The organism is Pedobacter sp. Leaf176 (genome assembly GCF_001424305.1).
Taxonomy (GTDB): domain Bacteria; phylum Bacteroidota; class Bacteroidia; order Sphingobacteriales; family Sphingobacteriaceae; genus Pedobacter.
The window spans coordinates 507,184-528,011 of record NZ_LMPD01000001.1 but is presented as its reverse complement, the minus strand read 5'-3'; the positions used below and the strand labels follow the sequence as shown (position 1 = coordinate 528,011).

19 protein-coding genes and 1 tRNA gene are annotated in these 20,828 nt (G+C 37.9%); 4 read left to right on the top strand and 16 right to left on the bottom strand.

From position 1 onward, the window contains the following. The 16 genes from ruvA to ASF92_RS02295 form a co-directional block, all read right to left on the bottom strand. Nucleotides 1–585, bottom strand: coding sequence for a Holliday junction branch migration protein RuvA (gene ruvA / locus ASF92_RS02370; protein WP_056087254.1), 585 nt, complete (start codon nt 583–585; stop codon nt 1–3). Between the two features lie 48 nt (nt 586–633). After that, nucleotides 634–2,958, bottom strand: a complete 2,325-nt coding sequence (locus ASF92_RS02365; protein WP_056087252.1) for an NADP-dependent malic enzyme — start codon at nt 2,956–2,958, stop codon at nt 634–636. Between the two features lie 159 nt (nt 2,959–3,117). Then, nucleotides 3,118–4,521 carry a lytic transglycosylase domain-containing protein gene (locus ASF92_RS02360; protein WP_056087250.1) on the bottom strand — a complete coding sequence of 468 codons (1,404 nt, stop codon included), beginning with the start codon at nt 4,519–4,521 and terminating at the stop codon, nt 3,118–3,120. 98 nt (nt 4,522–4,619) lie between these two features. After that, a complete protein-coding gene (gene gatA / locus ASF92_RS02355) occupies nt 4,620–6,038 on the bottom strand; it encodes an Asp-tRNA(Asn)/Glu-tRNA(Gln) amidotransferase subunit GatA (RefSeq protein ID WP_056087247.1) in 1,419 nt (472 codons plus the stop codon). 18 nt (nt 6,039–6,056) lie between these two features. After that, nucleotides 6,057–6,257, bottom strand: a complete 201-nt coding sequence (locus tag ASF92_RS02350) for a twin-arginine translocase TatA/TatE family subunit (protein ID WP_029287719.1) — start codon at nt 6,255–6,257, stop codon at nt 6,057–6,059. Nucleotides 6,258–6,267: 10 nt separating this feature from the next. Then, on the bottom strand, nt 6,268–6,630 hold the full coding sequence (locus ASF92_RS21560; RefSeq protein WP_056087244.1) for a twin-arginine translocase TatA/TatE family subunit: 363 nt from the start codon (nt 6,628–6,630) through the stop codon (nt 6,268–6,270). Between the two features lie 45 nt (nt 6,631–6,675). Next, nucleotides 6,676–7,974: a murein hydrolase activator EnvC gene (locus tag ASF92_RS02340; RefSeq protein WP_056087241.1), complete on the bottom strand. Its 1,299-nt coding sequence runs from the start codon at nt 7,972–7,974 to the stop codon at nt 6,676–6,678. 138 nt (nt 7,975–8,112) lie between these two features. Further along, nucleotides 8,113–8,907, bottom strand: coding sequence for a DUF4292 domain-containing protein (locus ASF92_RS02335; protein WP_056087239.1), 795 nt, complete (start codon nt 8,905–8,907; stop codon nt 8,113–8,115). After that, the gene (locus ASF92_RS02330; protein ID WP_056087237.1) at nt 8,885–10,579 is read right to left on the bottom strand and encodes a tetratricopeptide repeat protein; all 1,695 of its coding nucleotides are present in this window, start codon (nt 10,577–10,579) and stop codon (nt 8,885–8,887) included. Before ASF92_RS02330 ends, ASF92_RS02335 begins: the two co-directional genes overlap by 23 nt. Nucleotides 10,580–10,646: 67 nt before the next feature. Then, on the bottom strand, nt 10,647–11,081 hold the full coding sequence (gene dut, locus ASF92_RS02325) for a dUTP diphosphatase (RefSeq protein WP_056087234.1): 435 nt from the start codon (nt 11,079–11,081) through the stop codon (nt 10,647–10,649). A gap of 33 nt (nt 11,082–11,114) precedes the next feature. Further along, the gene (locus tag ASF92_RS02320) at nt 11,115–12,602 is read right to left on the bottom strand and encodes an oligosaccharide flippase family protein (RefSeq protein WP_082489427.1); all 1,488 of its coding nucleotides are present in this window, start codon (nt 12,600–12,602) and stop codon (nt 11,115–11,117) included. Nucleotides 12,603–12,676: 74 nt separating this feature from the next. Further along, on the bottom strand, nt 12,677–12,991 hold the full coding sequence (locus tag ASF92_RS02315) for an acylphosphatase (protein WP_056087230.1): 315 nt from the start codon (nt 12,989–12,991) through the stop codon (nt 12,677–12,679). A gap of 63 nt (nt 12,992–13,054) precedes the next feature. Beyond that, nucleotides 13,055–14,017 (bottom strand): nitronate monooxygenase family protein, encoded by a 963-nt coding sequence (locus tag ASF92_RS02310; RefSeq protein ID WP_056087227.1) that lies wholly within the window; start codon nt 14,015–14,017, stop codon nt 13,055–13,057. Nucleotides 14,018–14,144: 127 nt separating this feature from the next. Next, nucleotides 14,145–14,912, bottom strand: a complete 768-nt coding sequence (locus ASF92_RS02305; RefSeq protein WP_197413213.1) for an Abi family protein — start codon at nt 14,910–14,912, stop codon at nt 14,145–14,147. A gap of 138 nt (nt 14,913–15,050) precedes the next feature. Further along, complete coding sequence (locus ASF92_RS02300; protein WP_056087224.1) at nt 15,051–16,217, bottom strand: amidohydrolase family protein; 1,167 nt, start codon at nt 16,215–16,217, stop codon at nt 15,051–15,053. Nucleotides 16,218–16,353: 136 nt separating this feature from the next. Continuing rightward, a tRNA-Thr gene (locus ASF92_RS02295) sits at nt 16,354–16,426 on the bottom strand. Nucleotides 16,427–17,338: 912 nt separating this feature from the next. Between ASF92_RS02295 and ASF92_RS02285 the strand changes: the two genes are divergently transcribed. From ASF92_RS02285 to ASF92_RS21555, 4 genes are all read left to right on the top strand, one after another. After that, complete coding sequence (locus ASF92_RS02285) at nt 17,339–17,653, top strand: hypothetical protein (RefSeq protein ID WP_056087216.1); 315 nt, start codon at nt 17,339–17,341, stop codon at nt 17,651–17,653. Between the two features lie 117 nt (nt 17,654–17,770). Further along, entirely contained in the window at nt 17,771–18,085 is a 315-nt protein-coding gene (locus ASF92_RS02280; protein WP_056087213.1) for a hypothetical protein, read from the top strand. Nucleotides 18,086–18,154: 69 nt separating this feature from the next. Continuing rightward, nucleotides 18,155–19,486 carry a sigma-54 dependent transcriptional regulator gene (locus ASF92_RS02275; RefSeq protein WP_056087211.1) on the top strand — a complete coding sequence of 444 codons (1,332 nt, stop codon included), beginning with the start codon at nt 18,155–18,157 and terminating at the stop codon, nt 19,484–19,486. Nucleotides 19,487–19,558: 72 nt separating this feature from the next. Then, a complete protein-coding gene (locus tag ASF92_RS21555; protein ID WP_056087209.1) occupies nt 19,559–20,617 on the top strand; it encodes an acyltransferase in 1,059 nt (352 codons plus the stop codon). Nucleotides 20,618–20,828: the final 211 nt, after the last annotated feature.

The following is a 20,828-nucleotide window of genomic DNA, read 5'->3' as shown; positions in this document are numbered from 1 at the left end:
CTATAAATTTTTTAAAGCTTGTTTAATTAGCTGCTCTACCGAAAGTGTTCCTTCAGTTGTTTTCAAAATCTGATCAATGGTTTTTTCGGCTGTTTGTTTGGCGAAACCGAGCATCACTAAAGCTGATAACGACTCATCTTTAACTGTATTGTGCTGAGGCATAGAAATTAACGAATCTACACCTTCCTTTTTTAATTTGTCCTGTAATTCCAGTACCAATCGCTGCGCTGTCTTCAAGCCCAACCCTTTAATTCGTTGTATCAGTGGATAATCCGCTTTTACAATAGCCGTTTGTATTTCGACAGGCGTAATGGATGATAAAATCATACGTCCGGTATTTGGACCTATACCAGAAACGGAAATCAAGTGCAAAAACAAACGGCGTTCCCCCTCATCAGCAAATCCGTATAAAGTATGGCCGTCTTCTTTTACATGAAGCCAGGTATACAATTTACACCTTTCGGCATCACCAAGATTGCTATATGTATTTAATGAAATGTTGATGTGGTAGCCTACACCTCCGGCTTCTAATACAACATAGGCCGGATTCTTAAACGTTAATTTACCATCAATATAGGCGTACATAAGATTAGGTTTACGATTTTAGACCTTAAGTTAAAAATCTAAAATATATTATTTTTTTGTTGATGTTTTTCCAAAAATCCCCTTCCGTTTAGCGGTTCCAGCCAACTCTTCTTTAGCCTGAACATCCACCACGGCAATTGTTACCATATTTACAATTTCACGAACCGAGCTACCCAGCTGCACAATATGAACCGGCTTATTTAATCCCAATAAAATAGGTCCGACAGCTTCTGCACCACCCAATTCCTGCAACAACTTATAAGTAATATTACCAGATTCCAAGTTAGGAAAAATTAAAGTATTTGCAGGCGCGTTTACCAGGGTACTGAATGGAAAATTATCTTTTAACAGTTCATTATTTATAGCGAAGTTCCCCTGCATTTCACCATCTACCACAATTTCAGGATATTGCTTGTGCAGGATGTTTACCGCTTTTCTTACTTTTTCAGGAACCACCCCGTCATTTGAACCGAAGTTAGAATATGAAAGTAAGGCTACCCTTGGTTTAATGTTAAACTGTTTTACAGATTTCTCAACCAGTAAAGTGATGTCTACCAATTCTTCAGCAGTTGGATCTACGTTAACTGTAGTATCACCAAAAAAGACCGGGCCTTTTTTAGTCATCATCATGTACATACCGGCAACGCGTTTAACCATTGGGTCAGCGCCAATTACATGAAGCGCAGGCTTTATCGTTGTGCCATAATCCTTTGTTAAACCAGAAATCATCGCATCAGCTTCGCCGAACTCAACCATAGACGCACCAAAGTAGTTACGATCTCTTAACAATTTTATGGCGTCCCTTTCAGAGATTCCTTTACGCTGGCGCTTTTTATACAGGGCATTGGCATATGTTTTGGTCTTTTCAGGTTCTTGCATCTGATCAATGATTTGAACACCTTCTAATTCAAGTGCATGTTCATCAATTATGGCCTGAATTTTTTCTTTGTTTCCTAAGAGGATAGGGATGGCTATTTTATCATCACGAACAATTTGCGCAGCCTTCAAAATTTTGTAATTATCGGCTTCTGCAAAAACCACCCTTTTCGGATCTGATTTGGCTTTGTTGGTGACTGATCGCATGATGGCATCGTCCAAACCAAGGCGTTTTCTCAATTCTTCGCTGTAGGCATCCCAGTTGGTAATTGCCTTACGGGCAACACCACTTTCTATCGCCGCCTTAGCAACAGCGATAGAGACTTCTGTAATCAACCTGAAGTCGACCGGTTTTGGAATAATGTAATCACGCCCGAATTTTAAATTACGGGCATTATAAGCCAGGTTAACGGCTTCAGGAACGGATTTTTTTGCCAGTTCCGCGATTGCCTTTACAGCGGCAATCTTCATAGCCTCGTTAATCGTTGTGGCACGAACATCCAGGGCACCACGGAAGATATATGGAAAGCCAAGAACATTATTTACCTGGTTAGGATAATCAGAACGGCCTGTTGCCATGATTAAATCCTTCCGGGTTTTTATAGCAAGTTCATAGGCAATTTCCGGGTTAGGATTTGCCATTGCAAATACAATCGGGTTTTTTGCCATGCCAACCAGCATTTCAGGCTGAATAACATTTCCTGCAGATAAACCAATAAATACATCGGCACCCTTCATCGCATCGCCAATGGTTTTAATATCGGTTCGGAAAGTCGCAAAACTCATCCTCATTTCATCTAAATCCGTACGATTGTTGTCAATTATCCCATTGATATCGAACATAACCAGGTTTTCGCGCTTCACACCTAGCGATAAGTACATTTTCGAACAGGATACAGCAGCAGCACCGGCACCACTTACCACGACTTTAATTTTATCAATTTTTTTCTTCTGAATTTCGCAGGCATTCAGCAATGCAGCACCAGAAATAATGGCCGTTCCATGTTGGTCATCGTGCATGACCGGAATGTTCATTTCCTCTTTTAAGCGACGCTCGATTTCAAAACACTCCGGAGCTTTAATATCTTCTAAATTAACACCGCCGAATGTTGGCTCCAGAGCTTTCACGATTTTGACAAAATCATCAACATTTTTTGTATCTAATTCTAAATCGAAAACATCGATGTCGGCAAAGATTTTAAAAAGCAGCCCTTTACCTTCCATTACTGGTTTGCTGGCTTCGGGACCGATGTCGCCTAAACCCAAAACGGCGGTTCCGTTGCTGATTACTGCAACCAGGTTACCCTTTGCGGTATATTTATAAACGTCTTCTTTATTTTCTGCTATATTTAAACAAGGCTCTGCAACTCCTGGCGAATAAGCCAGCGTTAAATCGCGTTGTGAAGTTGTTGGTTTGGTGGGTACGACTTGTATTTTTCCGGGCCGCCCTTTCGAGTGGTAATCAAGCGCATCTTGCTTTCTATTTATATTGCTCATTAATTGTAAAACTAGTGACAACGCAAAGGTACTATTCTTTTACAGAGGGTTGAAATAAATAAGAAACCAAATAGGAAAATGAATAAAGTGGTAGGTTTGTTTCTGAGATACATAGAAAACGATACCATTATAACTTAATATTTTCCGATCAGAAAATGATTAACCCTTACTAATCTTTAATATCATACCAACCTGCAAACCTGCTTTACCCAAACGGTTATCTCTTTTGATATTTTGGACTGTAGCACCATCAAATTTTTCTGCGATTTCGGATAACGTATCACCACGTTTTACTTTATAACTTAAAAAAGACGCCGGTACTTTTAAAACGTTCCCTTTGCTGCTATAGATTTTTAATTTTTGCCCCGGGACTATGGTTTTAGTTTTGAGGCTATTCCAAACCTTTAAATCCTGCACCTCGATGCCATATTTATTAGCAACGGCGTTTAAGCTTTGGCCTGGGATTACGCTGTGGTATAGAACAGATGAAGGAGTTGCCGCTGAAGGCATTCTTTTTCTAAGCTCACGTAAGTCGTCTGTACTGGCCTGTATCACCTGTATTTTGTTTTCCAATTCTTCATTGTTCAGTACATCATACATCGCAGCTAAATCAGCACCTTTAATTTTCGGCAATACCAGTCTTTTAGGCGCATCAACCGTTCCGTTGATAATTTTTTTCTTGTAGGACGGGTTTAATGCAAAAATGGATTCATCCTCAAGATTTAAAACTTTCGCAAGCGCAGACAGTGAAACAAAATGATTGACTTGCATGGTATCCGTTTTTAAGAACAAATTGCAGGCCTGCTCCGTAATCTGATGTTTACTAGAATAATTCATCACATAAACTGCAGCAATGAAGGCAGGAACATAATTTCGTGTCTCTTTAGGTAAATAGGGTCTGATTACCCAAAAATCTCTGGAGCCTGCTTTATCAATCGCCCGGGTTACATTTCCTTTGCCGCAATTGTAGGCTGCAATGGCCAGTAACCAATCACCCAGCTCTTCAAAAGCATCACGAAAATAAGCAGCAGCCGCGTAACTTGCCTGAACAGGATCTTTACGTTCATCAACAAAATTATCCATTTTCAATCCATAGGCTTTTCCGGTACCGAACATAAACTGCCATATACCTGTTGCCCCAACTCTGGAAACCGCATGCGGATTCATTTGGGATTCTACAATGGTCAAATATTTTATCTCCTGCGGGATATTATAATCTTTTAAAGCTTTTTCGAAAATGGGGAAATAATAGTTTGATAAGCCGAGCATTTTGCCGAACATATCTTTACGTTTTGCGTAAATATCGATGTATTGCTGCACATATTCATTATGAGGGAGCGGAACTGTTTTAGCAATAGAATCTAAACGAAGCTTGTAAATATAATTCTGGCTAAGTAATAATGGATTTTCAATAGCAAGCGGAACCGTTACAGTATCATTGTTAACGAAAATATTATTTGACTTTTTGTAAAGGCTGTCGGCTTTTAGAATTTGCTGCGCATTAGAAATGGAAATAAATCCGGTTAAAGCATAAAGTGTAGTAAAAAGTAATTTTTTAACCATGGGCTATTTGACTTGATTAGCATCTCTTTACGTTAACCGCGACCGGTTTTCGTAGTCACAAACTAAAATCCAGCTTGCTACCTACCCGAAAAGAAAACTTATGATAAAAATGCCTGAGAAAAAGACAGCAGTTGTTCTTCCTCAAAATGTTTGGCTATAAACTGAATACTTAACGGCAAACCAGCTTTATTATTGCCCAATGGCAAAGCAATAGCCGGATGACCACTTAACGATGGCAAAACGGTGAAAATATCAGCCATATACATCACCAATGGATCTTGAACATTATCACCGATTTTGAAAGGCGGTGTGGGTGCAACAGGCGACAAAATCAAGTCGTATTCCTGAAATAAGGCATCCATTTTCGCTCTGATTAACCGTCTCACCTGCTGCGCTTTTTGATAATAAGCATCATAATAACCCGCACTTAAAACGAACGTTCCTAAAAGAATTCTTCGTTTCACTTCTTCACCAAAGCCTTCTGCACGAGAAAGTTTGTATAACTCCGTTAATGATTTAGCTTCCGTATTACGGTAGCCATAGTGTACACCATCGTAACGCGAGAGATTTGATGAAGCCTCGGCAGTCGTTAAAATATAATATGCCGGAACGAGGTAATCCAGCAAATCGAAGGAAACGTAATCAACGGTATGGCCCTGAGCTTTTAAATCATCAATTGATTTCAATATTGCTGATTTGATTTCCGGATCGAGTGCTTCGCTTTCGAGTGTTTCTTTCAGAACGGCAATTTTTCTTTGCTTTGATTCGCTTAAATGCACTAAATACTCAGGCACTTTTATAGAAGAAACTGTCGAATCATTTTCATCAGCGCCAGCTAAAACTTCTAAAAGCAACGCCGCATCTTCAACTGAAGAGGTAATCGGACCGACCTGATCGAAAGAGGAGGCATAAGCAATTACGCCATATCTGGAAATTCTGCCATAAGTAGGCTTTAAGCCAATTTGCCCACAGAAAGCCGCTGGTTGTCGTACTGAGCCACCTGTATCTGTTCCTAAAGCCGCTAAACACATATCTGCCTGAACGGCTACAGCCGAACCGCCTGAAGATCCCCCGGGAACCAAGTCCGGATTTACCGCATTTCTGGCGGGTCCGAAATAAGAAGTTTCATTTGAACCACCCATAGCAAATTCATCGCAGTTTAAACGACCGATTATCACGGCATCTTCCTGTAATAAACGTTGTACAACAGTTGAGGAATAGGGCGACACAAAACCGTCGAGCATTTTTGATGATGCTGTTACAATATGATCTTTGTAACAGATGTTATCCTTAATACCGATAACCATCCCGGCAAGTTTACCTGCTCTGTCTTCTTCTATCTTCTGCTGTACCGCTTGCGCCTGAACTTCTGCCGAATAAAAAAACACCTCGTTGAATGCATTGAGGTGTTCATTTTCCTTAATTTGCTTAAAATAGTAAGCTAATAAATCGGGTAAAGTTAATTGCTTTTGCGAAATGAGCGCTTGAATCCCTTTTAGAGAATTGTATTTCTTCAAAACTAAAAACTATCTTTATTAAACGGTTTTATCGCGATTTGACGGATCCACTTGTTCCCCATCAACACCATCTTTACCATCTTTAAATTCTTTTACACCTTTACCTAAGCCACGCATAAGTTCAGGAATTTTTTTCCCACCGAATAATAACAATACCACTACTGCAATAATGATAATTTCCGGAGTGCCGAGCATTGCTGCTATTGTTGTATTTAACATAATTTTTTGTTTAAACTTTTTGACTGTCAGTTACTATTTTATCGTCGATGGGCGTGCTTGATGGATACGGAACATCCGCTCCGTGTTGTGCTGCGGTTTCCGTTGCCGGGCTTTCAGCAGGTTCATGTGAGTTATTATTATTTGTAACTGTATGAGTTTCTTCTTCCTTATCTAAATCCATAGCATTTATATTTCTATGAATTTCACGCTTAACACCATCAGAAGCATCCTTAAATTCCCTGATTCCTTTACCTAATCCCCTCGCTAATTCAGGCAATTTTTTACCTCCGAATAACAAAAGTACGACTACTAAAATGAGTACGATCTCAGATCCACCCATATTTAAAAACTCTAATAACGTGCCTTGATACATCACTAATCTATTTTATACAAATATAAACATTTTAATTACCTAATGTTATTTACTTATCCAAGCTTCAGGATTTAAAGGTGTTGAAACCCTTCTGATTTGGAAGTTTAGAACTGCTGAACCTTCTGTATTTGCAACTGTGCCTATTGCGTCTTTAGTATCAACCTTACTACCAACACTTACATTAACCGATTTTAAATTCTGATAAACGGTAAAGTATTCTCCATGACTGATTAAGACCAGGTTTTTACCTAAATAATTCTGCACTAATTTTACTGTCCCACTAAACACTGCCCTAACTGTTGCACCTTCAGAAGTAGTAATATCCACCCCATCATTTGTGTATGTTGCCTGATCTACTTTATGCATACCGAAACGTTCGGTTATCTGACCTGTAGCAACCGGCCAGGGTAATCGTCCACGGTTATTTTCAAATCCTTCAGATAATCTGGCACTTTCTGGTGTTGCTGTAAGTGCTTCACTATTCGTTTTCACCTTTGCTGCAGGCGGGGCAGCAGGGGCAGGTCTGTTTTCAGCTTTCGCTTTAGCTGCAGCAGCCTTGGCTTCCGCAGCCAACCGGGCTTCCTCTGCAGCCCTTTTCCTAGCCTCTTCTCTTCGTGCCTCTTCAATTGCACGCTGAATCGCCGCCCTGATCATTCTATCATACTGAGCTCTTTGCCTCTGCTTTGAAGCAATATCCTTTTTAAAAGTTCGCTCCTGCTTGCTTAAATTATTTAAAACTGCCGATTGCTGGCTTTTATCTTTACCTAAACGCTCCCTTTCACGCTCCTGCTCCTTCAATAAATCACTTTTTTCTCTCAATGTCCTATCCAGAACTTTGATTTTACCATTCAGGTCTTGTTGTGTATTTTCAATATAACCAGCCTGCTTTTTACGGTATTGACTAAACTGTTGTAAATATTTTATTCTCTTATACGCCTGATTGAAGTCCTTTGCGGCAAAAATGAACATCATTTTTTCGTAAGCATTTCGATTCCTTTGTGCGAAACGAATCATCCCGGCATATTCCTTTTTAAGATCACCTAACTGACCTTGCAATGTATGTACGGTATTTGTGTTCTGAGAGATTTGATTATCCAGGTTTTTTATTTCGGAATTAATGGCGCCAATTTTATCCTGACGTAACCTGATTTGGGCATTAATTACATTAATTTGTTGCAATGTAAGTTTTTTACCATTTGCAGTTTTGGTAAGACTTTTTTGAAGTTGTTCAATATCGCGTTCGATTGCCTCCTTTTTTCTTCTGAGTTCGTTTGCTGTTTGAGCCGAAGCCGCAACGGAAAACACACTAATAATCAGAATAAATACAAATTTGTGTAGCTTCATTAAGCCAAAAGTATAAAAATTTTACAGTAAAATATATTAAAATTGATATACTGGGAGCACAAATACCTGATGGATAAGCTTCTTCACTAAAACTTCATCCTATAGCTAAAAATCCTAGCTAAACGGTTAAACAGAAAACTATCTGGTTACCAATGTATATCTCTTTGGTACAGTAAACGGAAAATCGACAGGAACATTGCCATCTATTTTTACATACTGTAACTCGATATTTATTTTCTTATTACCAGATAACGTATTGATGTTTAAAGCACCTGGAAATAGCGAGTCGTTGAGCTTCTGATAATCTGAATATGTCACTTTTAAAGCTTGACCGCCTTTTGCATCATTAAGATTTGTTTCCGCAACTTTAAATAAGGTATTAAAAAGTAATTTATAATCTAAATTTTCTTTAGTACCCGATACAACCCAAACACCATTTTCCTGTTTTACATCTGATTTATCTGTAAGGAATTCGCCCATCGCATTACCAGTCAAAATTGATTGGAGCGTGTTAAAGTTGACCTGCTTATTCGTAAAATTGTAGATATAACTAAACGGTTTTTTAAGGTATTCGCTCTTTAGCTTGTTTTGGATTTTAATGCTGTCAGGCGTAATTAAAGCCCTCGCAACTTCTGCCAGGCCGCCCAATGCAGTAATACTTATCCAAATGATTTCTTTGTCTTTCATCCGAAAGTTCATGGTTACATCATTCGCGTCGCCATTAATATCGAGTGTTGCTTTTGCTTTCAAAGAAAGTGTATTAAACTTCAGCTGTTTGTTATTCAACAGCGTTAAAGCCTCTGCTTTCGAATTATCAACCTTCGTTTCCGACTTTGTTTGTGGTACAACGACGATTTCTCTCTTCGGCTTACAAGCGGTAGCTAAACAAACCGCCGCAATAATTAGAACACTATTTAAAATACTTTTTTTCATTTATCTTCTTATTTAACACTTCGGAGCTGTTTCCAGCATTCTTTGCTTTCTGCCATTGACTTACCGCAGCTTCTTTGTCGCCTTTTAAGAAAAGGATATCGCCGTAACGCTCCAAGTAAACACCATTCTTATAGCTATTGTTTTGCAGGGCTTTTTCAATCCAGATTTTAGCTAAATCGTACTTTTGCTGCTTCAACAAAATAAAGGCATAAGTGTCTGCAACTGATGGATTATCGGGCATTGCAGTGGCTGCCGTTTCGGCATACTTAGCTGCTTTAACCAAATCATCATTTTTCAACGCCAGGTAATAAGCATAATTGTTCATGATCAGGTAGTTGTCGGGCTCCGTTAAAATTGCCTTTTCAAAAGCTGATTTAGCCAGGGTAAAATTATTTTGATTGATGTATATATCGCCTTGTAACGCGTAAACCTGTGCCTGTAAACTTTTATTATCGACATCCAACTGGAGTGCATTTTTTAAATTTGATAGCGCAGGCTCATATTTATCGGTTTTATATAAGGCATAAGCCGTATAATAATACAAACCAGCCTGATTTGGATAAATGGTTAATGCTTCATCGCCTACTTTAATCGCATCAGCATAATGACCTAACAAAGTCTGAATATTGATAATTTGCTCCCAAACGGCATACACTTGTTCATTTAACTTTAAGGCCGACTGATATTGGACCAAAGACTCTTTCAACTTATTTTGTTGATACAAAACATCCCCATAAAGTGCGATTGCCTTAGGATCTGTTGAATTTTTTTCAGCAATAATCCGGCTTAAATCGGTCACATTTTTTGCTACAACCGGCTGATTTAATTTTGGTAACAGACCCACAATAATTTTTTCCTTTTCAATAAGTGGCATCTCATCGCTTTCAAAGGCTAACCTCAATGCGGCAAAAGCAGCTTCATCATTTTTCTGCTTACGATAAATGTCTGCCAGTCCCAGGTTCACCTCGAAGTTATCAGGTTCTAAACTTTGAGCCTTCTGCAAAACTTTTAAAGCTTCAGCATCATTATTTTTTTGAAGCAATAAGCCTGCGGCATATAAATAATTTTTAACATCCGCCTGGTTGCCTTCCAATAACTTAACGATATCGCTGTCGCTTGCATTTCCGTTTTGTTGAAAGCGCCTTTTTGCATTTGCTAACGCTCTCGACTCGCCAAATTTCTTCTCAATAACATCATAGGTTTTTTTCGCTTCTTCAGGCTGATTAGAAATAAATTCGGCATTGGCTTTATCAAAATAATATGCATCATTATCTGGGTCAATACGGATCAATTGATTAAAAACAGCAATCAATTCAGGTATTTTATTGGTGCGTTTGTAAACGTCGCCCTGCAATCTTAAATACCACTTATTATCCGGACCGAATTTAACAGCCTGTTTTATGTTAAGTTCAGCCTCAGCCAGTTTATCCTGGCGAAGGTTTGCATTTGCCAATTCGAAATAGGCGGCATGATTGGCGGGATCCAGGCTTAAAACTTTACTAAAGTTCATTGTTGCACCAACATAGTTATCCGCCATTTTTTCTTTTAAACCTGCAAAAAACAACTGCTTTACCATGTTACTATCATGGCTTGAAGCAAATACAGGATTTATTTGTGCATTGGTTTTAAAGCTAATGACAAACGCAAAAAGAAAAACGTACCCTTTAATCATAAATCTGAATTTTGAATGAGTGAATATTTAAAATAATTTTCTCAATCAATCATTTTCTAACATATCATTAACTTTTTCCCGTATGGCCATAACCGCCCTCACCTCTGGCTGTTTCACCCAGGACATCAACAGATTGCCAAACTACAGTTTCGTGTTTAGCGACAACCATTTGTGCAATTCTATCACCATTAACGATTTTGAAATCAGTATCTGATAAATTTACCAATAAAACTTTCAGCTCTCCCCGGTAATCCGCGTCGATTGTGCCGGGTGCATTTACAATACTGACACCATGCTTATAAGCGAGGCCACTTCTTGGCCTGATCTGGGCCTCGTAACCAACCGGCAATTCAATAAACAACCCTGTCGGAATGAGTTGGCGTTGTAAAGGTTTTAATATAATTTCTCCTTCGATTGAAGCCCTTAAATCCATCCCTGCGGCATGGGCAGTTTCGTATTGCGGCAACGGATGTGCTGATTTATTTATGATTTTTATGTTCATGTCAGGAATGAGTGAATTAGATTAAAATGAATGCTATCGTTTCAAAATTTTCAACAAATCTTTCTTTTCGAAATAGGCAATACCCGCAACAAAAGCAATGAGCATGGCATTACCAATATAAATATTTCTATTGAATACGAAAAACGAAGAGAATACCAATATGATGGAAATGATCAGGTAAGCTAAAATCTTTTTTAGGTTGTAAGGAATGGGGTAATATTTCTGTCCAAGGATGTAGGAAATAATCATCATTGTAGCATAAGTTGCCATTGAAACCCAGGCCGAACCCATGTAACTAAACTTTGGAATTAATATTATATTGAAGACAATTGTTATAAACGCGCCAACAAGCGAAATATATAATCCAAATCTTGTTTGATCAGATAATCTATACCAAATGGAAAGATTCATATAAATACCTAAGCACACGTATCCTACCAATAAAAAGGGAACTGCGGGTAAACCTACCCAATACTCTGCCAGGTGTTTTGCATCCCGGCTGATAAAGTATTTTAGGATTTCAATATTTGCAGTGAGCGCCACAAAAAGAATGGAAAGTGCAATCACAAAATATTCCAGAATTTTTGCATAAGTAACCTTTGCATTTTCATTTTTAGCATAGCTGAAGAAAAACGGCTCAGCACCCAGTCTGAAGGCCATATTGAAAATACTTAAAAATATAGCCAGCTTACAAACAGCGCCATAAATACCTACCTCTGCCTCGGTTGTATATCTGTCCAAAAGTATTTTATCCAGGTTCTCATTAACAATAAAGGATAAATTCGCAATCAGGACAGGCCAGCTGTAAGAAAGCATTTTTTTAAAAAGATCGCGATCAAACTTATACTGCACCTTTAAAAATTCAGGCACTAAAAGCAAAAAGGTAAGGGCACTCGCTACGAGATTGGCAATAAATACATATCCAACCCATTTATCCCGGAACCAACTTTGAAAGAACGCTGAGCCGGGCAAATCGTGTTTAATAATCAATGGGATACCATAAATGAAAAACAGACTTAAGAGCACATAACTTAGGATGTTTACAAATTTAATGATACTATATCTAAAAGGCTTTCCATCAGCCCTAATCCTTGCAAAGGGGATTACACAAATGGCATCCGAAAATAAGAGCCAAAGAAAATATTGCACATATCTTTTTTGATCCTGATAATGCGACATATTATTATTTAACAACCACTGGGTTATCGGTTCGGTAAAAACAAGTCCAGTAATTAAAAAGAGAATGGATATAAAAGCAACAATCAGAAAAGAATTGTTATAAACCTGTTGCTTTTTGTCTTCGTGTTTATTGAGATACCTGAAAAAAGTAGTTTCCATACCAAAAGCCAATATGGCATTTGTCATAGAGGCATAAGCGTACATTTTAGTAAAAACACCCAATGCACTCGCACCGTAACTTCTGGTAAATATTGGGGTTAAAATGAAATTAAGTAACCGCGAGGCAATGGTACTGATACCATAAACCATTGTTTGCCCAAGGAACTTTTTATATACAGACATTTAGTATCTAGATTAAAGTATCATGTATCGAGACTAGCATAGAGACTGTCTTGCTACTTGATACTAAATACTCGCTACTTTCTTAAAACTTCAAAATTACGATAGTTTTTCACTTCGCCCTCACTAACTGAGACATTTTCTACACGGGAGCGGTCTGGTCCCTCATGGCACCAGTTTACAAACTCCTCTAGAAAAATGTCTTCTCCCTCTGCTTCAATAAATACCGAACCGTCTTTTTCATTTCTAACGAAACCATTAACCATCATTTGGTTCGCTACAATTTTAGTTGTTTCCCTAAAACCTACGCCCTGAACTTTGCCAGTGATGGTGATATTTAAGTGTTTAAGCCCTAAATCCCCTAAAGGGGACTTTGAATTTCTCCCATTCATACGTTTATGAAATTATCATTTAGAGGCGCAAAGTTAGTAAACCAGAATCTATCCGTACGCATATTATTTGGTTTCATCATGTAAATCCCTAAATCTTTTTAAACCTGTTCGATAGTCCTGCCAAATTTCTTCTAAAATCTGTTTAGCCGGCTTTATTTCTTGTAGCATAGCAGAAACCTGCCCGATTTCAAGTTCGCCGTTTTCCAAGTCGCCCTCAAACATACCAAGTTTTGCTCTTGCCTTTCCCAACAACGCTATTAATTGGGTTCGGTCGGCACCTTCAGCCTCCGCTTGCGCAACGGCATCGGCAAATTCATTTTTTAAAAGCCTGACTGGAACAAGTTTTTTCATAGCCAATTTTGTATCGCCTTCAGCTGATGAAATAATTTTATTTTTGAATGCCGGATGAGCAGATGATTCCTCAGCAACTGCAAAGGCAGAACCGATTTGAACAGCATCGGCTCCAAGGGCAAAAGCGGCCAGCATCGATTTTCCACTCGCAATTCCTCCTGCGGCAATAATAGGAATATTTACCGCGGCTTTAACTATTGGTATTAAACACATAGTGGTAGTCTCCTCGCGACCGTTATGTCCACCGGCTTCAAAACCCTCAGCAACTATGGCATCTACTCCCGCTTCCTGGGCTTTCAACGCGAATTTGGTATTTGCAATTACATGAACAACCGTTATTCCCGTTTCTTTTAAAATGCCGGTCCAGGTGGCCGGATTCCCGGCTGAAGAGAAAACGATTTTTACATCTTCTTCAATTACAACGTCAATAATCTCTTGAATATTCGGATACAACAATGGGATGTTTACGCCAAAAGGTTTTTCGGTTGCAACTCTACATTTTCGGATGTGCATTTGCAAAACTTCCGGATACATGGAACCCGCACCGATAATGCCCAATCCACCTGCATTCGAAACTGCTGATGCCAGTTTCCAGCCGCTACACCAAACCATTCCAGCCTGGATAATTGGATATTTTATATTGAAAAGTTTGCAGATTGTATTTCTTATTTCCATAATGGTTCGTTTGCCCAATTAGGTTTCAGGCCTAAGGCATTTGGGTCTACACTTGGATATTTTTCCAATAAACCGATTAGTTGAAGTTTTAGGTTATTTTGGGGTTGAATAATATTTAGCAAATATTTTATGCAACACAAGTGGATGTAAAGCATGTGCAACTCCTTTTCTTCTGGTAATTCAGCAATCCAACTACAAGGCGGGCTTGACAAAGCTTAGGTCTGCCTGGAAGATTTTTATTCCATAAACGGCTATGATGCGCACAATAATTTCTTATTTGAGCTAAAGATTGTAGCCAACTAGGCAGATAGGTATGATTAACTAAACCAAGTTCTTTAGCAATGGTATCTTTAGACACCACATCATTTTTAAGATTTCCATAAATTTTTGAAAGCGCCCCAAAACTAGTGAGTTCTAATGTTTTCCAGGATGGAGGAAAGCGTAAATCATCTTTGTGTTTTGTTTTATGAGATTTAATAAAGATATCTTTAGAACGAGTTAATTCCTCCTCAATGACGGCTAAAGTTTTTACTGCTTCAGGTACGTTTTGAAATATCTCTAATTTTTGAAACCACCATGGGCCAAATTCATGAGACAAATGATAAATTAATTTTGTTCGTAAGCTGATTTCTATTTTTTCAATAGCATCAAAAACGATAATTCGAAATTCTCTATCAAAATTGTATAATGAAATTACATCTTCGAACCTACTTCCAGGCTTGAAGACATGGCCTTCTTTAGGCTCCGATTGCATTGGCCACCAATAACCTGCCAAGCGATAATAACTAATATGAGATAGAAAATGAAAAGCTAAATTAGAGTCAGAAATTGATAGCCCTCTTTCTATTAATTGAGCGATTTGTTCATCTACAGTAAGTGGCTGCTTATTATACATATAAAAACAAAAAGCTTATAAAGCAAAAGACACGCCCTGGGACGCTGTTCTTAAGGGTAGCGTGGCGTGTACTGTTGATACAAATTTAAATAAATTCATTTAATAAACTTACATTTTTATTTGTTAATTAGAAAGTCGTTAAACCAATTTAACCACCTTATCACTTTCAATTACAAAATCCTCTGATAACTGAATAAGGTTTAAACCTGGTTTTTTGCCAACTTCGATGCTCCCGAATTGGTTATTTAAACCTAAAAACTCAGCACCATTATACGTGGCCCAAAGTAAAAGATTTTCAAAAGCAACATTTTTATGCTGCTGCAAGGTTTTCATTTCAGATAGAATATTTAATTGATTGTTACTTGCCAGGCTATCGGTTCCCAAAGTGATTTTAACATTTTCTGAAAGGAGTAAATTAACGTCGGGCAATTCATTTTCGATGTATAAATTAGCCTGTGGACAAAGACACCAATATAAATCCGGATGGCTTTGTTTCGCAAACTCTATATCTGCTTTACTTGAAACGGTATTATGAACTAAAAGTGTTTTAGCCTTTTTAATGTAAGGTAACCAGGATTGTAAGGAAGTCTTTCCCGTGGGTTCAAAAAAAGCAGTATCAAGTCCAAGGAATCTATAAAGGTCTAAAAAACCACCTGTTTTATTTTGAAAGAATGAATTTTCGTTGGAGGTTTCCTGGTTATGGATGCTTATCAAAGCATTCTCCTTTTCAGCCGCCTCGTTAATCAGACTAAAAAGTGATGTAGAAACTGAATATGGCGCATGGGGAACAACCGATGCAGGCAGTGGCGAAAACTCATTTTTTATTCCCGTGGCATAATCCATAATCTGGTTTGCGCTTTCCGGGTTAAATCCCATGGCCTCAACAAAAGTGTAGTAGTAGATTTTACTGTTTTGCTTAATTTCCTTTGACGCAGTCTGATTGGAAATATCGCCAACGGCAACGATACCGTTTTCGAACATTTCTACATCTGCCTTTTGCATCGATGCACTAATTTGTTCATGATCGGCTTGCCTGCTTTTAATGATAGTTTGCACAAATTCGACTAAGTCTGTACGCTCCGGAATTTGGCCCAACATGTGCGAAAGTTCTAAATGACAATGTGTATTGATGAAGCCGGGAACAATTGCGCCTATGTATTGCTCTACGTTCAAGTTGCGGCTTTCGGAAGCATCTGCGGTCAATATTTCTTTTATTTCCCCATCCTGATTCACTGCAATTACCCCGTTTCTTATGGGCGGAGTGCTTACCGGAAAAACCCAATCGGCTGAAAAATATCTTAACATGCAGCTAATTTAAGATTTTTGAGTCGATAGTTATCGAATTACAAACTACGATTTGTAATCTAGGGAGCAGTAAATTTTTTGGGAATTTTGTTTTGAACAAATCTAATCCGTAAATGTAGAATCGTAGATTAAAAAGAGCCTCCTATCGGAATCGAACCAATGACCTACTGATTACAAGTCAGTTGCTCTACCAGCTGAGCTAAGGAGGCTTTTATCGGGCTGCAAGTATAGAAAAAAATATTCTTTTCATAAAAAATAACTTTATTTTTTTGATTTATAATTGATGTATTCTACCAGCCTTCCTTTCGAGTGCAGCGGAATAATGAAATCTTTTTCGTATGCTTAACTATTCAAAGATGCCGGTAGTAGGGTGCAGAAAAGCTACATTTTCTATAAGTTCTTTTATAAGTCGTCTTTCCCGCGCAGGGGGGAATCTTAATGCATAGATAAATTCTTATTATTTTTCCTATACACACGTTCTCGCTTCGCTAGCCGCCGAAGGGCTTTTACTTTTGGCTTGGCCCAAAAGTAAAAAAACCCAAGGCTTGGACCTGATGTCGGATAAATCCGTCAAAGCTTCGTTTTCGGCAGCACAAGCCCCCGATGAAGAATCGTGGAGGACGCGCTGCCTTGGGTAGTAGTATATTGAAAACATTTGCAAAAGCTTTAACGTTTTTTCCCTCCATCATTTCCTATGCCGGTAGCAGGGTGCATGGAATTTTTGAGTAATTATGAGGGGAGCCCCCTTCCTTGAAATAAGTAGGGGTCGGGGTGGTTCAAACTCTAAATTTTTGCACAAGCAGAAGTTCAATAAACCCGATATACGCTAAAAGCCACCGAATCTTCTTCGGTGCTTGAAGCATTAGCGGGAAGAAGCTTTAAAATTGCCATCTGTCCATGCTTTCCAAATCAAAAATCAGCTTCGTTTGGTTATAATATCTATAATCAACTATCGAATCTGTAGTCAATCCCCCCAAAGTGTGGAGAAACTCCACAGTAACTACTTTTCGGCAAAACATTAATGTTCTGAAAATAAGTCATTTATATCTACTTACCCGTTTGGCACTATTATGAAACAATAGCAAGTATTGTTACAAACATTAAATTTTAAAAATCATACTATGAAAAAGTTCATTTTATCAGCTACATTTTTAGCGTTCGCAGGATTCTCAGCAGTACAGGCAAGTGAAGTAAACTCAATCAAAAACACTGCAATTGTGGCAGTTCAAGATAGTGCAGTAAAAACTCCGGTTAAATTGGAAGAATTACCTGAGCCAGTAACAACCGCTCTAAAATCCGACGCTTACAAAGGCTGGACAGCAACTGAAGCATGGTCCGTTAAAGAAGGTGCAAAAGAGTATTATTTAATCAACGTTAAAAAAGAAGCAGAGACTGGTTCCGTGAAAATCGATAAAGACGGTAAACCAGTTCAATAATAATGCTCTTAAGGCATAATCAACATATAGCGTAGTCTAAGGGCTGCGCTCTCAATTAAACCAGAACCACGGAATTGTTTCGGCAGTTTCATCACTTTTAAAATAAAAACAAAAAAGATGAAAAAATTAATTTTATCAGCTGCGTTCCTGGCATTTGCAGGATTCTCAGCAGTACAAGCGAGTGAAATAAATACAATAAACCATGCTGCTGTTGTTGCAGTTCAGGATAGTGCAGTAAAAACTCCAGTTAAATTAGAAGAACTTCCAGAACCAGTAACAACGGCATTGAAATCTGATGCTTATAAAGGCTGGACCGCAGCCGAAGCATGGTCCGTTAAGGAAGGCACAAAAGAATACTACCTGATTAATGTTAAAAAAGAAGCAGAAACAGGTTCTGTGAAAATTGACAAAGACGGTAAACCAGTTCAATAAATCCCAAATATTACATCTACCTAGTACAAGAAAGGCCAGACTTTGTCTGGCTTTTCTTATTTTTGTTGTATGGCGAGCATCCTGATTTTAGAAGACGATACAACATTTGCCCAATTATTGGAAGTTTTTTTAACTAAAAATAACCATGAAGTTACCCTCGTAACCCACATTAAGCAATCTTTTAAATTAATCGAAAATCAGGCCTTTGATTTGTTCTTAATTGATTATCGCCTGCCTGACGGGATTGGTTTCGAAGTGATTACACATTCGAGAAACCTGGGCCTTTCTACTCCGATTATTATAATGACCAGCTTCAACGACGTTCGAACGGCTGTAAAATCCATGCAAATGGGCGCTTTCGATTACATTACAAAGCCTGTTAACCCTGATGAGCTTTTAATGGTGATTAAAAATTCTTTAACTAAAAAGGATTCGAAAGAGGTTAAAATGGAGGCTACAGCTACGGACTTTATAAGAGGTAAAAGCGCTACCGCGGATAGACTTTATGAACACATTGCCCTGGTTGCGCCAACGGATATGTCGGTTATTATTCAGGGCGAAAGCGGAACGGGAAAGGAGTTTGCCGCGAGAACTTTACACCAACAAAGCAAGCGTGCCGATAAACCTTTTGTGGCGATTGACTGCGGTGCTCTATCGAAAGATTTGGCTGCAAGCGAATTGTTTGGACATGTAAAGGGTGCTTTCACAGGCGCTTTAAGTGACAAAAAAGGGCAATTTGAGGCCGCCAACAGTGGAACTTTGTTTCTGGATGAGGTAGGAAATCTGAGCTATGAAGTACAAATAAAGTTACTCCGTGCTTTGCAGGAAAAGATAATTCAGCCTTTGGGCAGTACAAAACAAATTGCGGTTGATGTCCGGATTATTACAGCAACAAACGACGATTTGCTAAACAGTATTTCTGTCGGTGAATTCAGAGAGGATTTATACCATCGTTTAAATGAATTTAAAATTCAGCTACCTGCTTTGAGAGATAGAGACGGCGATTTGGAATTGTTCATTAACCATTTTGTAGGCTTGGCAAACCGCAATTTAGATAGAAACGTGAAAAGCATTTCGGCAGAGGCAAAATCATTGTTATTAAACTACGACTGGCCCGGTAACTTACGTGAGCTAAGCAATGTGATTAAGCGCATGGTTTTACTAACACCGGGCGAAGTTGCTCAAGTAAATGCCCTGCCAGATGAAATGATGATCTCGGTGAATCAGCAAACTTTGCCAGGAAGTTCTTCAGATTTAAAAGCTGTAAACGAACAAAACGAAAAATCTTTAATCGCCGAAACTTTGATTAAAGCCAAACATAATAAATCTAAAACAGCGAAAATGCTGAATATAGACCGAAAAACGCTTTATGCGAAAATGGAAAAGTATGGGATTGAATAAATAATTGACGACACTCTTTATTTAGAAAAGACTACTTTTGAAAAACATAACTTATTATAATCAGTTCGCTACATGAACGATCTTCCCAATCTATATCCACTCAGACTAATCTTATCCATTGTCGTAGTAATTTACCATTTACCTATGATATCAAATGGACTGGAAATCCCCAATTACAGTAATTCCCCCTTATTCCATAAAGGGGAGTTAGCCGTATATTATTTTTTTAGTCTTTCGGGCTTTTTGATTTTAAGAATAATAAACGATGAATTGATTAAAACTGGAAAATTCAATTTCAAACGTTTCTATTTGCGCCGGGTTACAAGGCTATATCCAGTTTACTATTTAATCCTGATCATTGGAATTGCCTTATATCATGTTATCTTGCCCATACTAGGAATTCCATTCGAGATAGATTATAAACTTCAGGACTTGATTATTAGTTATATTTTCATCGTTCCTAATGTTTTCAAATTCTATCATCCTGAGGTCGGAAGCATACTTATTGTATTATGGAGCATAGGAATTGAAGAGCAATTCTATCTCTTTATACCAATGTGGATGTTTGCAACAAGAAAAAACATTCTTCTATCCCTGAGTATTCTTTTGATAGTATTCCTTATTATTTTAAAGGTTTTCCCAGATTTTTACATATATAGCAACTTTTATTTCTATTTCATTTGCGCGGGAATACTATCTATACTATCAGCGAACAGACCATTGGCCTTTTTTAAATCGAGATTTTTACATTTCTTCATTTATACGCTATTTGTTCTATCATTCATAACAAATATTTTTGCCTTCAAAAATTTATTTGTGTTCCATCTGTTTAACTTATCAGTTAGTTCCATCCTTGTCTCCATAATAGCAGACTATCCGATATTTGAAATTAAAAATAAAATGATTGATTATTTAGGAAAGATATCCTATGGTATTTATATGTATCACATGGTAATAATAACCGGTATATTATTTATTGTAAGCAAAACAAAAATTTATACAGGAATTAATACTGCTATATTTGTAATAGGATTAAATATAATTGTACTTTTTTTTAGCCTTTTGTGTGCCCATCTCTCTTACAAGTATTTTGAATCTGCTTTCTATTTGAAACGGACTGACAACAAATGAGACAAAATAATTTTTCGTATCTGATTTGATCAGTTTCATATTGCGTAATTTGTATATTATTGTCGATAAAAAATAGGACTATTTAAAAAATTATATCTCAAAGTTTTATGATTGTGTAAGGGTGCAAGATAAATGAGCCGGGATTTAAGCAAACGCCGGTTGCATAAAAAAGATCGAAGTACTCTTATTAATTTACCTGAAGAATGTGATA